At 45.8% G+C, this 19,053-nt stretch carries 15 protein-coding genes and 1 tRNA gene; 7 read left to right on the forward strand and 9 right to left on the reverse strand.

Going from position 1 to position 19,053, the window contains the following annotated elements:
* Positions 1–34: 34 nt before the first annotated feature.
* Genes CPIN_RS04070 through CPIN_RS04080 form a run of 3 tightly spaced genes read right to left on the reverse strand, consistent with a single transcriptional unit; the run spans position 35 to position 4,964 of the window.
* Positions 35–2,590: a DUF3857 domain-containing protein gene (locus tag CPIN_RS04070; RefSeq protein WP_044217828.1), complete on the reverse strand. Its 2,556-nt coding sequence runs from the start codon at positions 2,588–2,590 to the stop codon at positions 35–37.
* A gap of 16 nt (positions 2,591–2,606) precedes the next feature.
* Positions 2,607–3,668, reverse strand: a complete 1,062-nt coding sequence (locus CPIN_RS04075; protein WP_012788503.1) for a DUF2891 domain-containing protein — start codon at positions 3,666–3,668, stop codon at positions 2,607–2,609.
* Positions 3,669–3,716: 48 nt separating this feature from the next.
* Positions 3,717–4,964: an NAD(P)/FAD-dependent oxidoreductase gene (locus CPIN_RS04080; protein ID WP_012788504.1), complete on the reverse strand. Its 1,248-nt coding sequence runs from the start codon at positions 4,962–4,964 to the stop codon at positions 3,717–3,719.
* A gap of 66 nt (positions 4,965–5,030) precedes the next feature.
* On the opposite strand from CPIN_RS04080, the gene CPIN_RS04085 reads away from it, so the two are divergent.
* The 3 genes from CPIN_RS04085 to CPIN_RS04095 all read left to right on the forward strand — a co-directional run bounded on the left by CPIN_RS04085 (position 5,031) and on the right by CPIN_RS04095 (position 6,713).
* Positions 5,031–5,342: a YbaB/EbfC family nucleoid-associated protein gene (locus CPIN_RS04085; protein ID WP_012788505.1), complete on the forward strand. Its 312-nt coding sequence runs from the start codon at positions 5,031–5,033 to the stop codon at positions 5,340–5,342.
* A 53-nt stretch (positions 5,343–5,395) separates the two neighbouring features.
* Positions 5,396–5,468, forward strand: a tRNA-Thr gene (locus tag CPIN_RS04090).
* A gap of 105 nt (positions 5,469–5,573) precedes the next feature.
* Entirely contained in the window at positions 5,574–6,713 is a 1,140-nt protein-coding gene (locus tag CPIN_RS04095) for a tetratricopeptide repeat protein (RefSeq protein WP_012788506.1), read from the forward strand.
* Here the strand turns inward: CPIN_RS04095 and CPIN_RS04100 are convergent.
* The 3 genes from CPIN_RS04100 to CPIN_RS04110 are packed head-to-tail and all read right to left on the reverse strand — an operon-like array spanning position 6,679 to position 8,861.
* Positions 6,679–7,344: a DUF2306 domain-containing protein gene (locus tag CPIN_RS04100; RefSeq protein WP_012788507.1), complete on the reverse strand. Its 666-nt coding sequence runs from the start codon at positions 7,342–7,344 to the stop codon at positions 6,679–6,681. The genes CPIN_RS04095 and CPIN_RS04100 overlap by 35 nt on opposite strands.
* 3 nt (positions 7,345–7,347) lie before the next feature.
* Positions 7,348–8,103 (reverse strand): hypothetical protein, encoded by a 756-nt coding sequence (locus tag CPIN_RS04105; protein ID WP_012788508.1) that lies wholly within the window; start codon positions 8,101–8,103, stop codon positions 7,348–7,350.
* Positions 8,104–8,141: 38 nt separating this feature from the next.
* The gene (locus tag CPIN_RS04110; RefSeq protein WP_012788509.1) at positions 8,142–8,861 is read right to left on the reverse strand and encodes a hypothetical protein; all 720 of its coding nucleotides are present in this window, start codon (positions 8,859–8,861) and stop codon (positions 8,142–8,144) included.
* A gap of 198 nt (positions 8,862–9,059) precedes the next feature.
* Between CPIN_RS04110 and CPIN_RS38890 the strand changes: the two genes are divergently transcribed.
* Entirely contained in the window at positions 9,060–9,647 is a 588-nt protein-coding gene (locus tag CPIN_RS38890; RefSeq protein ID WP_187294738.1) for a hypothetical protein, read from the forward strand.
* An 89-nt stretch (positions 9,648–9,736) separates the two neighbouring features.
* Here the strand turns inward: CPIN_RS38890 and obgE are convergent, their stop codons facing one another.
* Positions 9,737–10,816 (reverse strand): GTPase ObgE, encoded by a 1,080-nt coding sequence (gene obgE, locus CPIN_RS04120; RefSeq protein WP_012788511.1) that lies wholly within the window; start codon positions 10,814–10,816, stop codon positions 9,737–9,739.
* 156 nt (positions 10,817–10,972) lie between these two features.
* Positions 10,973–11,560 carry an adenylate kinase gene (locus tag CPIN_RS04125; protein ID WP_012788512.1) on the reverse strand — a complete coding sequence of 196 codons (588 nt, stop codon included), beginning with the start codon at positions 11,558–11,560 and terminating at the stop codon, positions 10,973–10,975.
* A 367-nt stretch (positions 11,561–11,927) separates the two neighbouring features.
* On the opposite strand from CPIN_RS04125, the gene CPIN_RS04130 reads away from it, so the two are divergent.
* A complete protein-coding gene (locus CPIN_RS04130) occupies positions 11,928–14,966 on the forward strand; it encodes a serine hydrolase domain-containing protein (protein ID WP_012788513.1) in 3,039 nt (1,012 codons plus the stop codon).
* Between the two features lie 94 nt (positions 14,967–15,060).
* Here the strand turns inward: CPIN_RS04130 and CPIN_RS04135 are convergent, their stop codons facing one another.
* Entirely contained in the window at positions 15,061–15,486 is a 426-nt protein-coding gene (locus CPIN_RS04135) for a hypothetical protein (RefSeq protein ID WP_012788514.1), read from the reverse strand.
* A 198-nt stretch (positions 15,487–15,684) separates the two neighbouring features.
* Between CPIN_RS04135 and CPIN_RS04140 the strand changes: the two genes are divergently transcribed.
* Together CPIN_RS04140 and CPIN_RS04145 are read left to right on the forward strand one after the other, a co-directional pair.
* Positions 15,685–16,734 carry a COX15/CtaA family protein gene (locus tag CPIN_RS04140; protein ID WP_012788515.1) on the forward strand — a complete coding sequence of 350 codons (1,050 nt, stop codon included), beginning with the start codon at positions 15,685–15,687 and terminating at the stop codon, positions 16,732–16,734.
* Between the two features lie 120 nt (positions 16,735–16,854).
* On the forward strand, positions 16,855–19,050 hold the full coding sequence (locus CPIN_RS04145) for a patatin-like phospholipase family protein (RefSeq protein ID WP_187294739.1): 2,196 nt from the start codon (positions 16,855–16,857) through the stop codon (positions 19,048–19,050).
* Positions 19,051–19,053: the final 3 nt, after the last annotated feature.

The following is a 19,053-nucleotide window of genomic DNA, read 5'->3' on the forward strand; positions in this document are numbered from 1 at the left end:
CACGAGCTGCCTGCTTTTTTATTTAAACTAACTTTTAGTGACGTTCATAAGGCATGATAAATGTCTCTTTCACCTGTCTTGATGTCAGCATATATGGGATCAATATAGCGGCCGCTATACACGCCTGCATAATGATCTGTATAGATGCATCTGCCCAGTCTTTTTTTTCATAGACATAATTGAACGCCAGTATATCTGCGAGATTGAATACCAGGTAGAAAATGATAAATGCCACCAGTGCTTTCGGAAATGTATCACGCTTTTTCAGGAATAGCGATACCAGTAACAGATTGAAAACAAGAATACATATTACGCCTGCCAGTTCAGTTACCAGCAGCAATTGAAGCAATGAAGTACTATGTGTGGCATTCGTGAGTTTATCCAATTGTAACCAGATATTATTGCTGAAAATATCCATATTGATCAACTCATAAAATGTCTTCACCGGCATGATGAAAATACATACCGCAACCACTACCAGGAAACCATTAATAGCAGAAGGAGAGTAGGCTGCTTGTGCCGGCTGGAATGATATTTTATAGAAGCGAAGTGCATGATGTGTAAACACGCCTGCAAAGAAAATAGTCAGTCCGATAATAAACCAGTTAATGCCCTGGGAAGGTGCTTCGCTCTGCGCTTTTCCTTCCATATCCCAGTAAAAGACGAAGCCAAGGAAATCATCTATCTTCTTTCTGTCTTTGATATAAGTATCCAGGAAGTTGACAGGAATATGATCCTGGTATGTTTCAAAAGTATAGTGTAGTGTGACAATATTATCCCTTACTGAAGGGACGAAGTGAAGTGCGTAATACGGATTCTTAATGTGCAGTTCTTCTTCATTAATGCTCCAGGCAGAGGGCATTTCTATGGTAATAGTATAATCCTGTGAGAATGGATATCTCATTTCCAGCGGGGCTGTCTTCTTATCTTCTTCCTCTGCGTAGGCGGGTAAGACATCGCGTAATAGATTTGCTTTTACATTGAAGTCGATCCGGTTTATCCTGGCACTGTCTGTTTTCCAGGGAGTATGTAGCAGATAGTTCTCCCTTATTTCTATACGATCGTCATCTTCATTGTCAATCACGCGAAGCGAAGAGTCAATGCTGACACTACCGTAAATATTCTTGTAGTAGTTCAGGAATGTATTCTCATTATCCTTCCGGCTGCTGTTAGCCAGCAAATCACGTTGATCATCTGCATATTGCATGGTGAAGATAGACGTGACGGAAAGTCTACCGGCGTTGGATTGATCAGACGGTAGCTGAAAATGTTCATATACGATGGTTTTGCCATTGGCAATATTCTTTACCGGCGTAAATCCGTTTTTACCTGCCGGATCAATGATCAATCCCTGCTGAAAATCGGAAACGGTCAGCGCCGCAAGGTTCCCTCGCTGGAAGCTGGTGGTAGCATCGATCCAGTAATCTTTTTCATTCAGTTTAGCATACACAATGGCGTGATCAAATATATCCGGCGCCGGCAGGAAATCGACTACACGCCCCTTATTGTAGGAGTCTACATAAGCCATGCTGGCGTAAATACCATTTGCCTTCAGAATAGTGGCCAGTAACAGCGATTTGTCTTTACAATCACCGAAACGTTGCATGAGTATTTTGTCCGGTGTATTGGGACGATGGGAGTATTCACCCATTTCAATACCCATATAACGGATGTCATCCTGTACAAAACGGATCGCTTTCAGCATATACGTTTCCTTATTCTTGTGCGACTCTCTTTTAAGCTCTGCGATCTTTGCTTTCAGCGCTGCACCAGGTGGAGGTATTTTATTTACGCGGTCACCCCATTTGATGACTTCCATCCAGTCCTTGTATTCTGTAGCCTGTACTGTCGGATAGTTATCGTACCAGCTGGGGGCATCCTCCTCGGATTCCGGCGACTGTATGTTGGTCATTTCCCATTTGTAGACCTGCATGTTGTTGACCATCTGCCGGTCAGGCATAGGTGCGCCGTTAAATGTTTTGAAGAAGATCTCTCTGGAAGGATCTGTGATGATGCTTCTGTGAAAGTTGACAATAGGACTGGGAGAGGCGAGATAAAACAGACTGGTGAACTTATGTTCGAATATGGGATTGTTTCCCTCGATGGTATAAGCCAATTCTATCTGGTCGCCCTTACGTACATCTTCCAGGATATAGTAGGCGGTATAAAGGCCACTGTAAATGAACCGGGAGAGGTCATCTTCCTGTTGCAATATTTTAAATTTGGAAGCCTGCAGCTGATTGATCAGTTTCCCTTTTCTGCGGATAAGAATTTTATGAAAGAGCAGCTTTTCGTAAACGGGGTCATAATCTACCTTGATTTCTGCGGCATTCTGAATACCAGCTTCGGAGACTATCTGTTTGATTTCATGGCGGTATATAGCAGATTGTTCAACATGTTGTTGTTCTTCAAACAGCAACATATAATAACCGTTACTGACATCCCGGGCATCGGGTTCCTGCTTCAGGTCCGGTTTATAGGGAACCCGCCAGGAGGGTTCCGGTGTAATGGAAAAGTTTTTTTGTTGTGCACCGGACCTGGCAGCAACACAACACATGAATAAGATAAGGATCGGAAGTATCCGGTACATAGGGATAAGATAGGCATTAATTGTTCTCTGTGGTCAGCGCATATACTGCGAAGGAAGCCAGCCAGTGTTCTCCGGCATAATCGCCGCTGGCTACATGCGGGATGGCGGCTTCAAGATGCAGATTCGCCAGACGGAGAATTGCTTCCCTGTTTTCTGTTGTATGACGGGCAATGCCGTACAGACACCAGGCCCTGCTCAGGTTTAATCCGTACAGATGTACGAGTTTACCATCCGTGACATCTTTTACCTGCGCTACCTTGAAAGCTGTGATATCTTTGGCAAATAAGTCAGGTAGGAATGATTTGATCCATTGCTGGTATTCTGCTGCGGGCAGTATACGCCACATCAGGTCAGCTTCTTCCAGACAGGGAGAAAGAAAGTCGTAGCCACCGGGTTCCCAGGCGACAGGACAATTCTTATCAGCCAGATAGAAGCGGATAGCTGCCTGACGGATCGCGTTCTGCAAATCTGTGTCTTTGGCGGCAACAGCGTAATCCCATGCGAGCGAAAGACCGAAAGCCAGGTTGGTGTGTTCTCCTACACGAATAGGATACATCAGCTTACCAAGGAATTCAACATATGATCTGGCGAACTGGGAGGCCAGTGGTTGCACATTGGCAGCCAGTTGATTGCCCAGTGGTGTATTCCAGGTCAGTAGTTCCCGTTGCAGCTGTAATAACCAGCTCCAGCCGTAAATACGTTCAAACCCTTTATTTTCCTTGTTTTTAAACAGCTCCTGCTCCTGTCTGATATTGGCCGCTGTCAGGTTCTGTGTCAGTTTGGTAATGATCTCTTTTTCTTTGGCCATACCAGGGAATGACTTGAGCAGGCGTACCAGCATCCAGTGACCGTGGACGCTGCTATGCCAGTCATAACAGCCATAAAATGCCGGATGGTAGTTCCTCGGATTGATCACCAGGGAACTGTCGGAAAATACGACGCCGGTCTTATAAGGAAACTCCTGCTGCATACAGCGGAGTGGTAATTCGGCCAGGTGTGCAGCGCCCTGGGCGGTGAGGTCCAGTAAGCCATTGCTTTTGCGCGTATAATATGCCTGTTGTGCAAATGATGCTGGCATGAGAAAGCCGGTTATAAGAGAAAGGAGAATCAGTTTTTTCTTCACTGTCTAGCGATTGAATAACAATTTTACGTAGAAGGATGGTTTAGCCAGTTTCTTACGCAGGTCTACTTCATAGAACATACAGGACAATAATTCCTGTAGCTGTTTGTTACGGCTACTGATCTTCATCAGGGTGTTGAACAGCCATGGATATTTTACCAGTTTCTGAAGACGATGACTCAGTTTCAGTTCTGGTCCGAGTATACGGTAGATTTCCGAATCATATTTCGCCAGCTGTGCAGCAGAGGTGTCATTTGCCTTCAGGGCTTCTGCCGCCTGTAAGGCAGCGATCCGGCCTGAATACAGTCCGTTGCCGATACCTTCTCCTGTAAAAGGATCAATCAGGTAAGCTGCGTCACCCACGAGCATATAACGTTCGCCGGAAATGACACGTTGTTTACTTCCCAGCGGAAGACCATAACCGTCTATGCTGCTGACCAGTTCCGCGTCTTTGAAACGCTCTTTGAACACAGGGTCGTTTGCAATGATATCGAGCATAGACTTCTTCAGGTTCATCTTCTTTTTCCTTACAGCTTCACTGAGTACGCCTACTCCTACATTTGCCTCGCCGTTAGGCAGCGGGAAAATCCAGAAATAACCTGGTAACAGGTCTTTCAGGAAATGCAGTTCGATGAAATTGTCAGCATTATTGCCACTGACATTTTTATAGTAGGCGCGGATACCTGCTACATAGTGTTCAGGTTCCATTGTAATATTCGCGACTTCTTTAGTGAAAGAGGAATGCGCCCCATTGGCGATGATCAGCAGGTCGGCTTTAACTTTAAAATCATTGCTACCGGTTACATAATAACCGTCTTCTTTCAGCTCATATTTATCAACAGTTACTCCTTCAAGCAGGGTGATTTCAGACCGGCGTCTGACTTCATCCACGAGGAAGTTATCAAAGTCCATACGCTTGCACACATAACCTATCGGCGTCTCTTTGTGTTGCTGGTTGCTGCTGTTGTAATCCGGACGATAACCCACGTCCAGGCTATGTCTTCCGGGGGACACAAAGGTCACGCCCCAGCTGTTCACTTTGAAGTTGGCTTCTTTGAGCCGCGTTGCAATAGCAGGATCTATTTTGTTCAATGCAGTGATCACCTTTCCACTGAGGCCGTCTCCGCATACTTTATCGCGGGGGAAAACAGCTTTATCCACCACGACACAGTGAATACCGAGTTGTGCCAGTTGAAGGGCGGCTGCCGTTCCCGCAGGACCTGCGCCTACAATACATACTTTAGTTTCCAACATCCTGTACATTTAAACTGTTAAGATAAAGAAAAGAGGAATATCTTCGCGGCCTAAAATCAACTGACCATGTTCGGAGACTTATTTGGAAAACTGCAGGAAGCGCAGTCTAAAATGAAAGAAAGCAAAGAGCGCCTCTCTCATATTACTGTGGATGGAGAAGCCGGCGACGGCGCTGTGAAGGTAGTTGTAACCGGTAACCGCGAAGTAAAAAGTATTGATGTAGCAGAACATCTGCTGGAAAAAGATAATAAAGAAGAACTGGAAGATCTGCTGATCACTGCATTGAACCGCGCGCTGAAAAACGCAGAGAATGCATGGGAGTCGGAGATGAAAGGTATTGCCGGCGGTATGCTGGGTCCTCTGGGCGGCTTATTCTAAGCCAGACCGCTGTGCGTCTTCTGGTCAACGGACCTATATTGCGATAACTGTACGCCAATCTAGCTCAGCTGGCAGAGCAACAGTTTCGTAAATTGTAGGTCGTGGGTTCGAATCCCATGGTTGGCTCCGTAGCAATGAAATTGAACCACCGGGAGACCACCGGTGGTTTTTGTGTTTAGCCCCGATTATATTAATACTAGTTGTTATCTTTATCGGATAAAGTATATTCCTATGCGATATGTTTTGCTGCTGGCTGTGGGCATCTCTCTGTTCGCCTGCACCTCCCCAACAAATAAGACAAAGACAAATACGGAGGAACAACCCGGAAAATCTGCAGGTCTCACTGAGGCCCAGATCTTTGAGAAAGACATTGTTTTAAAAGCTGCACAAAACAGCAAAGGAAAGAACAAAGTCTCCGATAAATATTTCCTGGACGGGGTAGATATGTACCGTAACCAGAAGAACCCTGCAAAAGCAATCGAATTGTTTAAACAGGCCATCTTCGAACAGCCACAGGCAAGAGCCTATTTTGAACTGGGGAATGCCCTGGCAGACGAGGAAAGCCTTTCGGATGCAGCAAGCGCCTATCAGCTTGCGGAAGCACTGGACTACAAACCGACTTCCAAAGTGCTGTATAACCTGGCTTGTGTGTATTCCAGGGCAAAAGACCGTAAGTCTGCTGAATACTATCTCGTATCTGCCATTGAATTCGGCTACAGCAACGTCAAAAATATCTTTGCAGATAAGGACCTGGAATTTCTCCGCAGTACCGAGGGCTTTAATATGACCGTAACTACTGCCATCAGCGGGGCTACAGATCCTTCAAAGCTGCAATGGAACCTTTTCTGGCATGAATTCAAACCAGTAGCTTATCCACTGGTGCTGGACGAGCGCTATGGTGATAAGCTCGGTGAAGATTACATCTCTTATGAGTACGAGCGTTTCGTGGCTGAAATGAGGGATAATGAGAAGTTCTCCCGCGAGGTAGGTTTTGAATTCTATCATGTAGGACTGGCAAAAAACAGCGACAGTATCAAGACACTGATCTATGCTGTACGTAATGTGATCATGGGTGGTACGCCTCCTCCGGAATACTACATCGTTAGCTATGACGGTCATGGAAAACTGATCGATAAGCTGCTGATCGGCGGACATAAAAAACTGTCTGAACCATTCCGCGTGGCGAAACTTTCAGAGAACGGAAATATTGAAGTGGGGCTGTTTACACAGGTATATAAGAAGAATCCGGAAGAAGAGGGATATGAGGATAATGAGCTGGTGGAAAACAAATTCCTCAATAAAGAATTCTATGCTATCGCAGGGGATGGTCACTTTGTTAAGAAGGACGCACTGCTGGGAATGCGGTTTTAAGATAGCCCGGTCCCCGGCGGATAATCGCTTCTGCAATCAGCAGATTGAGTGTCCAGCTTAGCCAGGAGATAAGAATATATGCCTGAACAGGATGAATGGGCAGGTTAAAATAACCAATGAGAAAAGCGTAAAAACGGAGTGAAATGGCAGACAGTGTAAGCGCATAACTACGGATCATCATATCGGTATGCCGTTTCCAGTGACGTTGCATCGCATAACGCCAGCCAAGAAAAGTGAAGAGGAACCATAAGGAAGCCAGTATGACAAAGCTGGTCCTTGCCGGCAGACCGCCATTGGCATAAAAGCCCATAATCAGTCCGGAAGGACCACTGAAAGCGAGTATAACCAACGCATATATTTTCCCGGACCAGCGATGCAGGCCGGGAAATTTTTTTAGTATATAGATGCTGAATTGAATGAGTCCGGTAAGCAGTACAATTACGCTCGTAAAGACATGCACATAGAAACTGATGCGCCAGTGCCGGATATGATACACCAGCTGTTTGGTGATCAGAAAATCCACATAGCGGTCAAATGACGTGTAGGGCAGGCTTAATAGCAGCATCAGCCAGCAGGTGTAAAGAATCACAGCTGCGAACAGATAGAAGAGAATACGTCTGCTTACCGGCATCGATCAATAGTTGCTATACAAAACAAAGTTATCTCCCCTGATCTCTGTCATATCCGCATTCCCTGTAGTTGTATCTCCTTCTGCTACAAACGTAGTGGTGCGGTTAGGATAATTACTGGTAGATGCCCAGTTGACAAACAGCTGATATTCTCCTCTTTTCTCCCAGGTACCTTTCACAGTATTCATCTGTCCGGAGAAGGTAGAATCGGTGATTTTATCATAGTAGTTCAGTTCACAGTTACCGTCATTGCTAAAATCTATGTCGCAGTGATTCCCCGCATAAAAGCCGGGATAGCTGGTAAAGTCTTTTGACAGTTTTTCGAGTACAAAAGTCTTTGTCGTCAGACTTTTGGTATTGGTTGGCTTCCATGAACCGGAGGCTTTCGCCAGGGAGGTATCCATTTTTATCGTAAACACGCCATCAAATTCATGATCACCAGGTTCTGACAGGTTGATAGCGTAAGAACTGCCATTGTCTGTAATAGTGCCACTCAGGTTTCTTCTGAGTCCTTTATGCGTATTGTAGCCAGCTATTTTGAAACCGCTGCAATAGTTGATAGTAATGTAAATAGGACTGCCGCCAAAGTCGCCTTTATAAGTGCCCATAATGCGTGCCTCCATAGGCGTTTTCAGTTCTACAACCGGGACATCAGCGGCGGCTGCTGAACTATCTGTAGAAGCGGCGTCAGTAGCCGTGGGGTGGGAGCCGCATGCGCTAAGTAAGCATGCGCCAAGGAATGCTGTAATAACGTATTTCACAGGGTGTTTTTTTGTAAAGTAAATAATAAAAGGAGACTTTATGCTCCTCCATGCTGAAGAAATTGTTCCAGGCGTTCACGCGTAATCACCTGATTGCCCCAATAGAAGGCGTCTTTCAGGTGAATGTTGGATAAAGAAGCATTGGATTGCTGACTCAGCCATTGTACAAATGATACCTGATTGTCAAAGGATTGCCTGGAAAGATGCATGCCGCCATCCCATAGCTCTCCGTAATGATACTGCCCTTCACGGTATTCCAGGCCCATACCGCAATAATCCCTATGGCTATATCCGATGCTGCTATGCCGGAGTGCAGCGGCTACTTTTTCGGCAAGGGGCTTTCCTATGGGTTGTGTATCCGCTGCCAGATGTTGCTTCAGCTCTACCTGACGTTGCTGCATTTCTTTCGCTGCATCCCTGGCGACCGCCTGCTTTTGTTGCTCATGCTGTGCTTTGGAGAGATGTGTATAAAGAAAGGTTTCCCTGGTCAGGTCGATGTCCACCTGGAGGATAGCCGTCTGGGGACTACAGATCTCCAGATAATCCCGGATAGCTTTCTGTAACGGATAATCGAAATCCCATATCAGCATGGACTTATTATCGCGGGTTCGTATACAGCTGAGAGAGAGAAGAAGGGCTGAGGTGAATTCTGCCTTGAGCCGGCCTTTCGTACAGCCGGTTCTTTCCAGTTTCTCCTGTAAGTGGGCATTCAGGGCGGCTGTAACCTGTTCAGGACTTTTCATGGCGCCTTCATTCATGACAATAATTTCTGTTATAGCAAGATATTCAAAACTCCCGGTTTGTTTTGTATATTTAGCCCCGGGAAATCATTTCTATTACAACTATTAATCTGCGAACCCGTTATAGTTTAGTTTAGTGTAGTCTACCCAGATTAACTTAATTAATTGAGCTTTAGTCAACACCCGAAATTTCTATAACAACCAAAACTTAAATTCATGAAACGAATGTCCTTCAACATTATCGCTTGCCTTGCGCTGGCATTTGCTATGCTTACCGTTTCCTGTGGTAAAGACGGGGATACCGGTCCACAGGGCGAACAAGGTGCTCCAGGTCCCGCTGGTCCTGCCGGTCCTGCTGGTCCTCAAGGCCCCGAGGGTTCCGCTAATGTGATCTATTCAGATTGGCTGGACGTAGCTTATGAAGCAGATACAATTCATACTTCAGGTGGCGGTATTGATACCGTTGGTTATATTGCACAGATAGATGTAGCAAAACTTGATCTGAATATGTTGACTAACGGGGAGATCAAAGTATATCTCAATGGTTTCAGTGCAGCTGATCCGACTGTTATACCACTGCCTTACTTCAACATTTACACTAGTCTGAGCATCAACCCGATCTTCTACCTGAATACGATCGAATTGTATTCCAATGGCGATATCAGTACTGTGCAGGATAATGCGGGTACAAAATATCAGCAATACCGTTATGTGCTGATCCCTGGTGGAGAAGAAGCGCGTAAAGCGAAAATTGACTGGAATAATTATGAAGAGGTGAAGAAATACCTGAACCTGAAGAACTAATTATTGCATAGCTTATAAAAGGAAGAGGCGTCCACCATTGATGGACGCCTCTTCCTTTTATAAAAAGACCGGTCTGGTCAGACCTGCGATTAATGTTCTTCTTCCTCTTCGAAGTCTTCGTCATCTTCCTCCTGTTCTTCTTCTTCCTCGATCAGACGGCTGCGGCTTGGTTGTACATCACTGTTCAGCGCCTGCCATAACATATCTTTCAGTTCTGAAAGTCCCTGTTGGGTAACAGAAGATATGAATACCACTGGTATGCCTTCCGGCAGTTCTGCGGCGATTGCTTCTTTCAGTTCATCGTCCAGCATATCGCTTTTACTGATAGCCAGCAGGAATTGTTTATCCAGCAGTTCGGGGTTGTATTGTTCCAGCTCATTGACCAGGATATCATAATCCTTTCTGTGATCAGCACTATCGGCAGGGATCAGGAAGAGCAGCACAGAGTTTCTTTCGATATGACGAAGGAAGCGGTGTCCGAGTCCCTTGCCTTCATGCGCGCCTTCGATAATACCCGGCAGATCGGCAATAGCAAAGGAACGGTCATTACGATAAGGTACCATCCCCAGGTTAGGCGTAAGGGTGGTGAACGCGTAATCGGCAATTTTAGGTCTTGCCGCTGTGATAGTAGAGAGCAGGGTGGACTTACCCGCATTCGGGAAGCCTACCAGACCCACATCCGCCAATATTTTCAGTTCGAGTACTTTCCAGCCTTCGATACTCGGCATGCCTGGTTGTGCATAATCAGGCGCCTGGTTGGTTGCTGATCTGAAGAAGTTGTTACCACGACCGCCTTGTCCACCGGAAATCCATACTACTTCTTCTCCATCCTGGAGAATTTCTGCTTCCAGGTCGCCGGTTTCTTCATCAAATGCCTGGGTACCCAGTGGTACTTCAATAATAACATCCTCACCATTACGGCCTGTACTGTTATTGTCTCTACCGTTGCCACCATCTTCCGCTACCACATTTTTATACCAGCGCAGGTGCAGCAGGGTCCATAACTGGGAGTTACCTCTCAGAATGATGTGGCCGCCACGGCCACCGTCTCCACCATCGGGGCCCGCTTCCGGGTTATATTTAGTACGCATGAAGTGTGCACTACCTGCGCCACCCTTTCCGGATTTAGCGAAGATCCTTATGTAATCAACAAAGTTGCCTCTTTCCAAAATATTCGATTTATGCTTAATGTAACGTGGTCTGAAACAGGACGACGTTAAATACGAAAACGCAAAGATCGTTAAGTTCAGCCACTTTAACTACGCTTTTGCGTGCTAAAATGCTTACTTACAATCTTTGCGTTTGAAAATATGTGAACCGGGAGATTAAACTTTTTCCTCTACCAGGCTTTCTATTTCTTTGCTCAGGCGGTCAAAGATCTCGTCAACCGAGCCTTCACCCTTGATTTTCTTGAACTTACCATATTTGGCATAGTGGTCTGCAACAGGTGCGGTCTTATTATGGTATTCCACAATACGAGCTCTGATTACATCTTCGTTGGCATCGTCGCTGCGACCGGAGGTAATACCTCTGTTCAACAGACGCGCAATTAATTCATCTTCAGGAACTTCCAGTGCAAGTACATTGGAAATAGCCGTCTTTTTCAGGGACAGCAGTTTATCCAGCGCTTCTGCCTGGGCAGTAGTGCGGGGAAATCCGTCGAAAATAAAGCCTCTTGCTTCCGGGTTGGCATCCAGTTTGGAGCTGATCATGCCTATTACAACTTCGTCAGGTACCAGGATACCCTGGTCCATCACTTTTTTTGCTTCCAGGCCAAGTGGTGTTTTCGCTTCAATCTCACTACGCAGCAAATCGCCGGTAGACAGGTGAATAAGCCCGAATTTTGAAATCAGGTTAGCACTCTGAGTGCCCTTACCGCTTCCGGGAGGGCCAAATAAAATGATATTGACCATGTTTTAAGAATACTTTAGCAAGACTGCAAATATAGCAAACAATTGAATGTATTGGTAACTAAAATTGCGATTGCTTGAATAATGTGAAATATTTAAGAAATTTCCTAGATATGTTTTAATGATTTGCTGTAAATAATGGATTATTTTTAAGAAGTTCACTGTTGATGCAAAGTGGTCAACGGAAGTGGTTTACAAGCTTTCATACCATATCACAGGTTAACGTAAATATAAACATTTCTACTGCCGGATAATTGCCGCAGGCGAAATTATCTAGTAAAAAAATATTACCTGTTCAAACATAAAATGTGCTAATCATAGTGATAGATGTCATGCGCTATGGAGTAATAATTCGTAAGTTTAGTTGATGATGATGAAGCAATTAACGATTTTAGGTCTCTCTTTTTTATGCCTGGGTGGGAGTGTGCTGATGGCCATTCCGGGGAAAGGTCCCGGGCCACGTTTAGTGAAACAAAACGCGCCAAAGGAAGTAAACGACAACAAATCTGTCAGGAAAGTAAAAGTCAGACAGGAAGACCCCGCTACTCACTGGGTAGACAGTGTCTTCGAATCCCTGAACGATGATGAACGTATTGCCCAGCTGATTATGATCCGGGCCCATTCGAATCTGGGGGCCGATCACATTAAAAAAGTAACAAAAGACATTCAGAACAATAAGGTCGGCGGACTTATCTTCTTCCAGGGTGGTCCTGTACGCCAGGCCAATCTTACCAATTACTACCAGTCCATTTCCAAAACCCCGCTCATGATCGCTATCGACGGCGAATGGGGATTAGGAATGCGCCTTGACAGTGTGACTTCTCTGCCACGCAACCTGATGCTGGGTGCGATGCAGGATAGCACTCTGGCTTATGAATATGGTAAGCAGCTGGCTATGCAATGCCGCCGCCTGGGCATCCATGTGGATTATGCCCCGGATATGGATGTGAATAACAATCCTAACAATCCTGTCATCAATGACCGCTCATTCGGTCAGGACAAGTTCCAGGTAGCCCGCATGGGGGTACAGGTCATCAAAGGAATGCAGGACCAGAACGTTATGGCTGTTGCCAAACATTTTCCTGGTCATGGCGATACCGATGTAGACTCCCACCTGGATATGCCGGTTATCCGTAAATCCAGGGCGCAACTCGACTCGCTGGAGCTGTATCCTTTCCGCAAGGCGATCGAAGCAGGTGTGCAGAGCATCATGATGGCGCATTTGTATATTCCGGCTCTTGACAGCACACCTAATACGCCCACTTCCATTTCCCATAAAGCCATTACGGACTACCTGAAGGGGGAGCTGGGTTATAAAGGCATCGTAATCACAGATGCCCTTGAAATGAAAGGGATCGCGAAATTTTATACAGGTGGAGAAGAAGCTGCCCGTTCGCTGCTGGCCGGCAATGATATGATGATGCTGCCTTCTACTGCTGCAGGTAGTGTGGATGCCATCAAACGCGCCATCAGAAGAGGTGATATCACCTGGGAGGAAGTAAACGCCAGGGTGAAAAAAGTGCTGATGGCTAAGTATAAACTCGGTCTGAATAAACCACAGGTGATCGATGTCAGTAACCTGACTGCCGATCTGAATGCAGGTACCGATTCGCTGACCAAACGCATCGCAGAACAGGCGATCACGCTGGTGAAAAATGACAATAACCTCCTGCCATTTAACCAGCATACACCTGGTAAACTGGCCGTCATCGCTGTAGGCGCGGATGTCAATAACGCATTCCTGCAAACCGTAAAAACGCTGCGACCTGATGTTAATTCCTTCATCTTCACCGCCCGTCAGGCGGAAACACAGGTGCCGCAGGTGGTAGAGCGTCTCAAGAAAGACTATCAGGCTGTCATCATCAGTTTACACAACTATGGTCGCCGGCCGGCCAATAATTTCAATATCAGTTCAGCAGAACGTTTACTGATTCAGCAATTACAGCGGGAAATGCCTTCGGCAACTGTTGTATTTGGCAATCCATACGCGATCCAATACTTCTGCGATGGACCGACTATCATTGCCGCATATGAAGACGACGAGGCCACACAGCGTACGGCCGCCTCTATTCTTTTTGGTCAGCTGTCAGCAAAAGGAAAGCTGCCGGTTACGGTATGCGCCAATTTCCCTTATGGATCAGGTATTATCGCTGCTCCGCCACCGGCTCCGGTTGTGAAAGAAAAAGAAGAGCTGCAGCGTGTGAAACCGGAAACAGTAGGCATGAGCAGCCAGACCTTACAGAAAATAGATGTCCTGGCAAATGATATGATTGCCAAAGGAGCAGCACCAGGTTGTCAGATCCTGGCGATGAAGGATGGTAAAGTGGTATATGATAAGACCTTTGGTTTCTTTGATTATAGCAAACGTGAGCCGGTTACATCCAGTGCCTTGTATGACCTGGCATCTGTTACAAAGATCTGTGCGACGACCATTTCCGTGATGCGTCTCTATGATGAAGGCAAACTGAGTCTTGACGCAAAACTGGGGGATTATCTGCCATGGGTAAATGGTACTGACAAAGCAGGACTCCGTATCCGTGATATCCTTCTGCATCAGGCCGGACTGGTATCATTCATTCCTTTCTACAAAGATGTTGTAGATGCCAAAGGCTTTCCTGATACCGCATTGTTTCACGCGTATGCGGATTCGGTATATTCCGTACGGGTGGCAGAACACCTGTATATGAAATCGGACTATGTGGATTCCATGTACAAACGCATACTGACAAGCCCACTGAAACCACAGCAGGGTTACGTGTACAGTGATAATGATTTCATCTTCCTCGGAAAGATCATAGAACAGATTACGGGCAAAAAACTGAACCGTTATGTAAGAGAAACTTTCTATGAGCCATTAGGACTGACTACAACCGGTTTCCGTCCGAGAGAACATTTTCAGTTATCACAGCTGGCGCCTACCGAAAACGAACCGATTTTCCGTCGCCAGTGGATAAGGGGAGATGTGCACGATCCCGGCGCAGCCATGTTTGGTGGTGTGGCAGGACATGCAGGATTATTCTCCAATGCAGAAGATCTCGCCATCCTGATGCAGATGTTGCTGAATGGTGGTAAATACGGCGGCAAACAATACATCAAATCAGAGACGTTGCAGTTATTCACTGCATACGGCAGTAATATCAGCCGTCGCGGATTAGGATTTGATAAACCGGAAAAAACCAATGGTAAAAAAGGAGAAGCATACCCTGCAAAGAGCGCATCTCCGCTTACTTTTGGTCATACCGGCTTCACCGGCACCTGTATCTGGGTAGATCCTCAATCGCAGCTTGTTTTCATCTTCCTGAGTAACAGGGTATGCCCTGCAGGAGGAGATAATAAAAAGCTTATCACACAGCATGTGCGCGAGAATATTATGGAAGTGCTGTACGAGGCGATGGAAGATAAAAAATAGGTATAGGGAGACGGGATAAATAGGCAATAGTGCCCGATGAAGTATGCCATTGGTGGCCATTCATCCGGCACTATTTTTTTATAAAAACCAATATCTATTGTACGGATACTGTTCTGCTGATGCTTGTTTCTGTTCTGATGTCTACTGTTTTTTCCGCCAGTTTGTTACGACCTCTTCTGATTTCGAAGGTGTAAGTACCGTCTTGCAGTTCCTGCATATTGAACTTGGCAACGTATAGCATCGTTATTGGTAGAGACTCCTGGTGCAGGGTGTAATTGTTGGCATCTCTGATGCTCAGTGTTACTCTCTCAGTACCCGGATTTTCAACAGTAATTTTGAAAATCAGTTCCTCTGGCTTTACCTGAGCAACTTTGAGTCTGAAGCTTGTTACAGGGGTCGGGGTCTCGTCGTTATTAACAATGCTGATCTTGCTTTCGTTATATGCATAGGCATTTGCCTGGGCTTTCGCAAAAGATAAGTTAATGAGGATAGCGGCTAATATGAACGGTGTACGTTTCATGACAATACTTGTTTGTTATTGTTAGGTGATTTGTCTGTACGTATTAGCTAATACATGGTTCCTTAAATCGCCGCAAAGATCGAACGGTTAAGTTAAGGGAAGGTTACGGGTAAGTTAACATAGGATTATGAATCTGAAACCGGATGATGACGAATGTCATTCTTAATTGTCATTTGATACCTAACTTTGCTGGCGTTTATGGAAAAATCGAGATTACAAAAGCAGCGGCCGGTAGCTATCTGGCTTTATATAGGGGTAGGGATGCTGATCGTGCAGGTCTTATTGGGAGGGATTACCCGTCTTACAGGTTCAGGCTTGTCTATTACGGAATGGCAACCGCTCCTTGGGGCATTACCCCCTATGAGCGAGGCTGCCTGGCAGGCAGCCTTTGACAAATACAAGGAGATTGCCCAGTTCCAGTATGTGAATAACCACTTCACATTGTCCGATTTTAAGTCCATATATTTCTGGGAATGGTTCCACCGTGACTGGGCCCGCCTGATGGGGGTCGTGTTCATGATTCCGTTTATTTATTTCGTTGCAAAGAAGAAAATAGACCGGTCTATGATTCAACCCATGATTATCCTCTTCATACTGGGAGGATTACAGGGGGCTATCGGCTGGATCATGGTGCAAAGTGGTCTTAACCAGGAAGATCTCTATGTAAGCCATATCCGTCTGGCAGTTCACTTTATATCTGCACTGGTTCTGTTATGCTATGTATTCTGGTTTGCATTGAAGCTCAGCACAGCCAATCGTCAGCTGCTGGCGGTACCGCGTTTGCGCAGGTTCAACCTGGTCTTGCTGGGACTGCTCGCTTTACAGCTGATTTACGGTGCTTTTATGGCCGGTCTTCATGCTGCACTCAATGCGAATACCTGGCCGGACATCAACGGTATGTGGTGGCCAGTAGGGATGTTCACCGGCAGTTTCCTGACAGATATTACTCATAATCCGATCACAATTCAGTTTATACATCGCGGACTGGCCTATCTGATCACTATCCTGGTAATTGTATGGTGGTGGAAAGCGGCTGAAGCCCGTGAAAATAGTCTCTTACGCAGCGTACGCTATCTGCCTTTATTGCTGGTGTTCCTGCAGGTGGTACTGGGTGTGCTGACCCTGCTGGGTAGCCGCGTTAAAATCCCTATTACACAGGCAATACTGCACCAGGGCGTAGGGATGCTGCTGTTACTCTCACTTATATGGACATTGTTCCTCAGCAGAAATAAAGCAGTCAGAGAATAAGGTGAAATCTGGCCAATAACATGTTAAAGTTTTTCGTAAGTTTATTTGTAATAAGCTTATCGGATGAAAGTGAAATCATTGTTGGTCAGGTTTTTTTATTCTTTTCCTATACAACTGTTCTTGCTTCACTTCCGCAAGTATCAGGTGTTGCTGCTGTTCTGGGCTATACTTTTTAGTACGATCAACGGTGAATTTGCCAAAGTTTTTGGTGGTGATGCCTTGTATCTGGCGCCTGAATACCTGGGTAAGGTAAATTTCTACAGCACTTCCATCCTGGGAGTTGCCACCGGTTTGTTTGTCATGAGCTGGAACATCACCACTTTCATCCTGCATACCGGCAGGTTTAAGTTTCTCGCTACCACGGCACAGCCATTTTTCAAGTATTGCCTTAATAACTCCATCTTTCCCATCGCATTTCTGCTGAACCTGTTGTTACGTAGCTGGGAATACCAGCGTTATCAGCAACTGAGTTCGGTACCCGAAATATTACTGTTGACAGAAGGGTTTATCTGTGGTTATCTGCTGATCATTTTCTTCTGTTTTTTCTACTTTTTTAATGCAGATAAAAACATTGGCCGCCGCCTGGAAAAGAAGTTCGGCAATCCCCGTAACTTTTTGCGTTTAGTGTTAAAACCCACACAGGAAAAGGATGAAAATGCCCTGCCTGTACACAACTATTTCAGTTCTTTCTGGCAGATCCGCAGGGCCAGAAATGTAGATCACTACAACAAGCATTACCTGGACAGTATTCTCAAACAGCATCACTTCGCGGCGATGATCACTGTCGGATGTGCATTGATATTTCTGATGATACTGGCATTTCTGATGGATTATCCCATCTTCAGGATTCCCGCAGGGGCCAGTGTGATGATCTTTTTTGCATTCCTGATCGGTGTTGCAGGCGCTTACGCCTATCTGTTGCAAAGCTGGGCTATTCCTATGGTGCTGGTGATGTTGTTTGCGCTGAACTGGATGGTAGAGCATGACCTGTTGGATAACCGTAACAAAGCCTACGGATTGAACTACAAACTGCGTAAGCAACGACCTGAATATAGCGTAACAGCACTACAACAGTTTTTCACGAAAGAGCGTGCTGATAATGATAAAAAACAGACCCTTCAAATACTGGAGAAATGGAAGGAAAAACACAATGGCCGTAAACCCAAACTAATCGTTATCAACTTTAGCGGTGGCGGTTTGCGTGCTGCAACCTGGAGTATGAATGTATTGCAAAGACTGGATACGCTGATGAACGGGCAGTTGATGAATAACACCGTGCTGATGACCGGCGCATCGGGGGGAATGATGGGCGCTTCCTATTATCGCGCATTATACCTGGAGAAACAGCTGGGTCGCCGCATTGATATGCAGGATAGCAGCTATACAGAGCGTATTTCCCGTGACCTGCTGAATAGTGTATTTACATCGATGACGGTGAATGATTTTATCACGCCTTTTCGTTCATTCAAAATAGGAAATAAGCGTTATGCAAAGGACAGGGGTTATGCCTTTGAAATGCAGCTGAATAGTAATACCAACAATTCGCTCGCCGGTACAATCCGGGATTACCAGGAGCCGGAAAGAAAGGCACAGGTGCCGATGCTGGTATGGAGTGCTACGATCAATGCAGATGGTCGCCGTCTGATCATTTCGCCTCAGCCGGTAAGTTATCTGTGTGCGCCTGAATATGCATCACATGGCAGGCAGGTACGTGACATTGACGGTGTTGATTTCACGCAGTATTTTGCTGCACAGGATGCCCTCGATCTGCGTGTAACCAGTGCGATAAGAATGTGTGCTACCTTCCCGTATGTATTGCCCAACGTATTTCTGCCCAGTGTGCCAATCGTAGATGTAATGGATGCAGGTATCAGAGATAATTTCGGACAGGAACCTTCTATGCGTTTTCTGTATACTTTCCGGCAATGGATCAATGAGAATACAGACGGTGTCGTATTTATACAGGTAAGAGATACCCGAAAGAATGATATCAAGTCGATCAAACAGTCGATGAAACTGAATGATATGATGTTTGATCCTTTATTCACCATGCAGCAGCACTGGAGTGCGATGCAGGATTTTGTGCAGGATAATGAACTGAACTACCTGGAAGGGTATTTCCCGGGGAAATTTCATCGTATCATATTCCAGTATGTGCCACAGAAAGAGGATAAAGCAGCGGCGCTGAGCTGGCACCTTACTTCGCGGGAGAAAATAGATATTGCGGGGGCATTGGATAATCCGACCAACCAGGCTTCATTTGACAGTGTAATGCATATGGTCCGCAAGCCAATGCTCACGGACCATCAAGAGTAATTT

Origin of the sequence: Chitinophaga pinensis DSM 2588 (assembly GCF_000024005.1) — a bacterium.
GTDB classification, from domain to species: Bacteria; Bacteroidota; Bacteroidia; order Chitinophagales; family Chitinophagaceae; genus Chitinophaga; species Chitinophaga pinensis.

What these genes read in the sequence shown, in the direction of transcription:
- CPIN_RS04070 (WP_044217828.1), bottom strand. Translation starts at nt 2,590, where the DNA reads ATGTACCGGATACTTCCGATCCTTATCTTATTCATGTGTTGTGTTGCT.
- CPIN_RS04075 (WP_012788503.1), bottom strand. Translation starts at nt 3,668, where the DNA reads ATGCCAGCATCATTTGCACAACAGGCATATTATACGCGCAAAAGCAAT.
- CPIN_RS04080 (WP_012788504.1), bottom strand. Translation starts at nt 4,964, where the DNA reads ATGTTGGAAACTAAAGTATGTATTGTAGGCGCAGGTCCTGCGGGAACG.
- CPIN_RS04085 (WP_012788505.1), top strand. Translation starts at nt 5,031, where the DNA reads ATGTTCGGAGACTTATTTGGAAAACTGCAGGAAGCGCAGTCTAAAATG.
- CPIN_RS04095 (WP_012788506.1), top strand. Translation starts at nt 5,574, where the DNA reads ATGCGATATGTTTTGCTGCTGGCTGTGGGCATCTCTCTGTTCGCCTGC.
- CPIN_RS04100 (WP_012788507.1), bottom strand. Translation starts at nt 7,344, where the DNA reads ATGCCGGTAAGCAGACGTATTCTCTTCTATCTGTTCGCAGCTGTGATT.
- CPIN_RS04110 (WP_012788509.1), bottom strand. Translation starts at nt 8,861, where the DNA reads ATGAATGAAGGCGCCATGAAAAGTCCTGAACAGGTTACAGCCGCCCTG.
- CPIN_RS38890 (WP_187294738.1), top strand. Translation starts at nt 9,060, where the DNA reads ATGAAACGAATGTCCTTCAACATTATCGCTTGCCTTGCGCTGGCATTT.
- CPIN_RS04125 (WP_012788512.1), bottom strand. Translation starts at nt 11,560, where the DNA reads ATGGTCAATATCATTTTATTTGGCCCTCCCGGAAGCGGTAAGGGCACT.
- CPIN_RS04130 (WP_012788513.1), top strand. Translation starts at nt 11,928, where the DNA reads ATGATGAAGCAATTAACGATTTTAGGTCTCTCTTTTTTATGCCTGGGT.
- CPIN_RS04135 (WP_012788514.1), bottom strand. Translation starts at nt 15,486, where the DNA reads ATGAAACGTACACCGTTCATATTAGCCGCTATCCTCATTAACTTATCT.
- CPIN_RS04140 (WP_012788515.1), top strand. Translation starts at nt 15,685, where the DNA reads ATGGAAAAATCGAGATTACAAAAGCAGCGGCCGGTAGCTATCTGGCTT.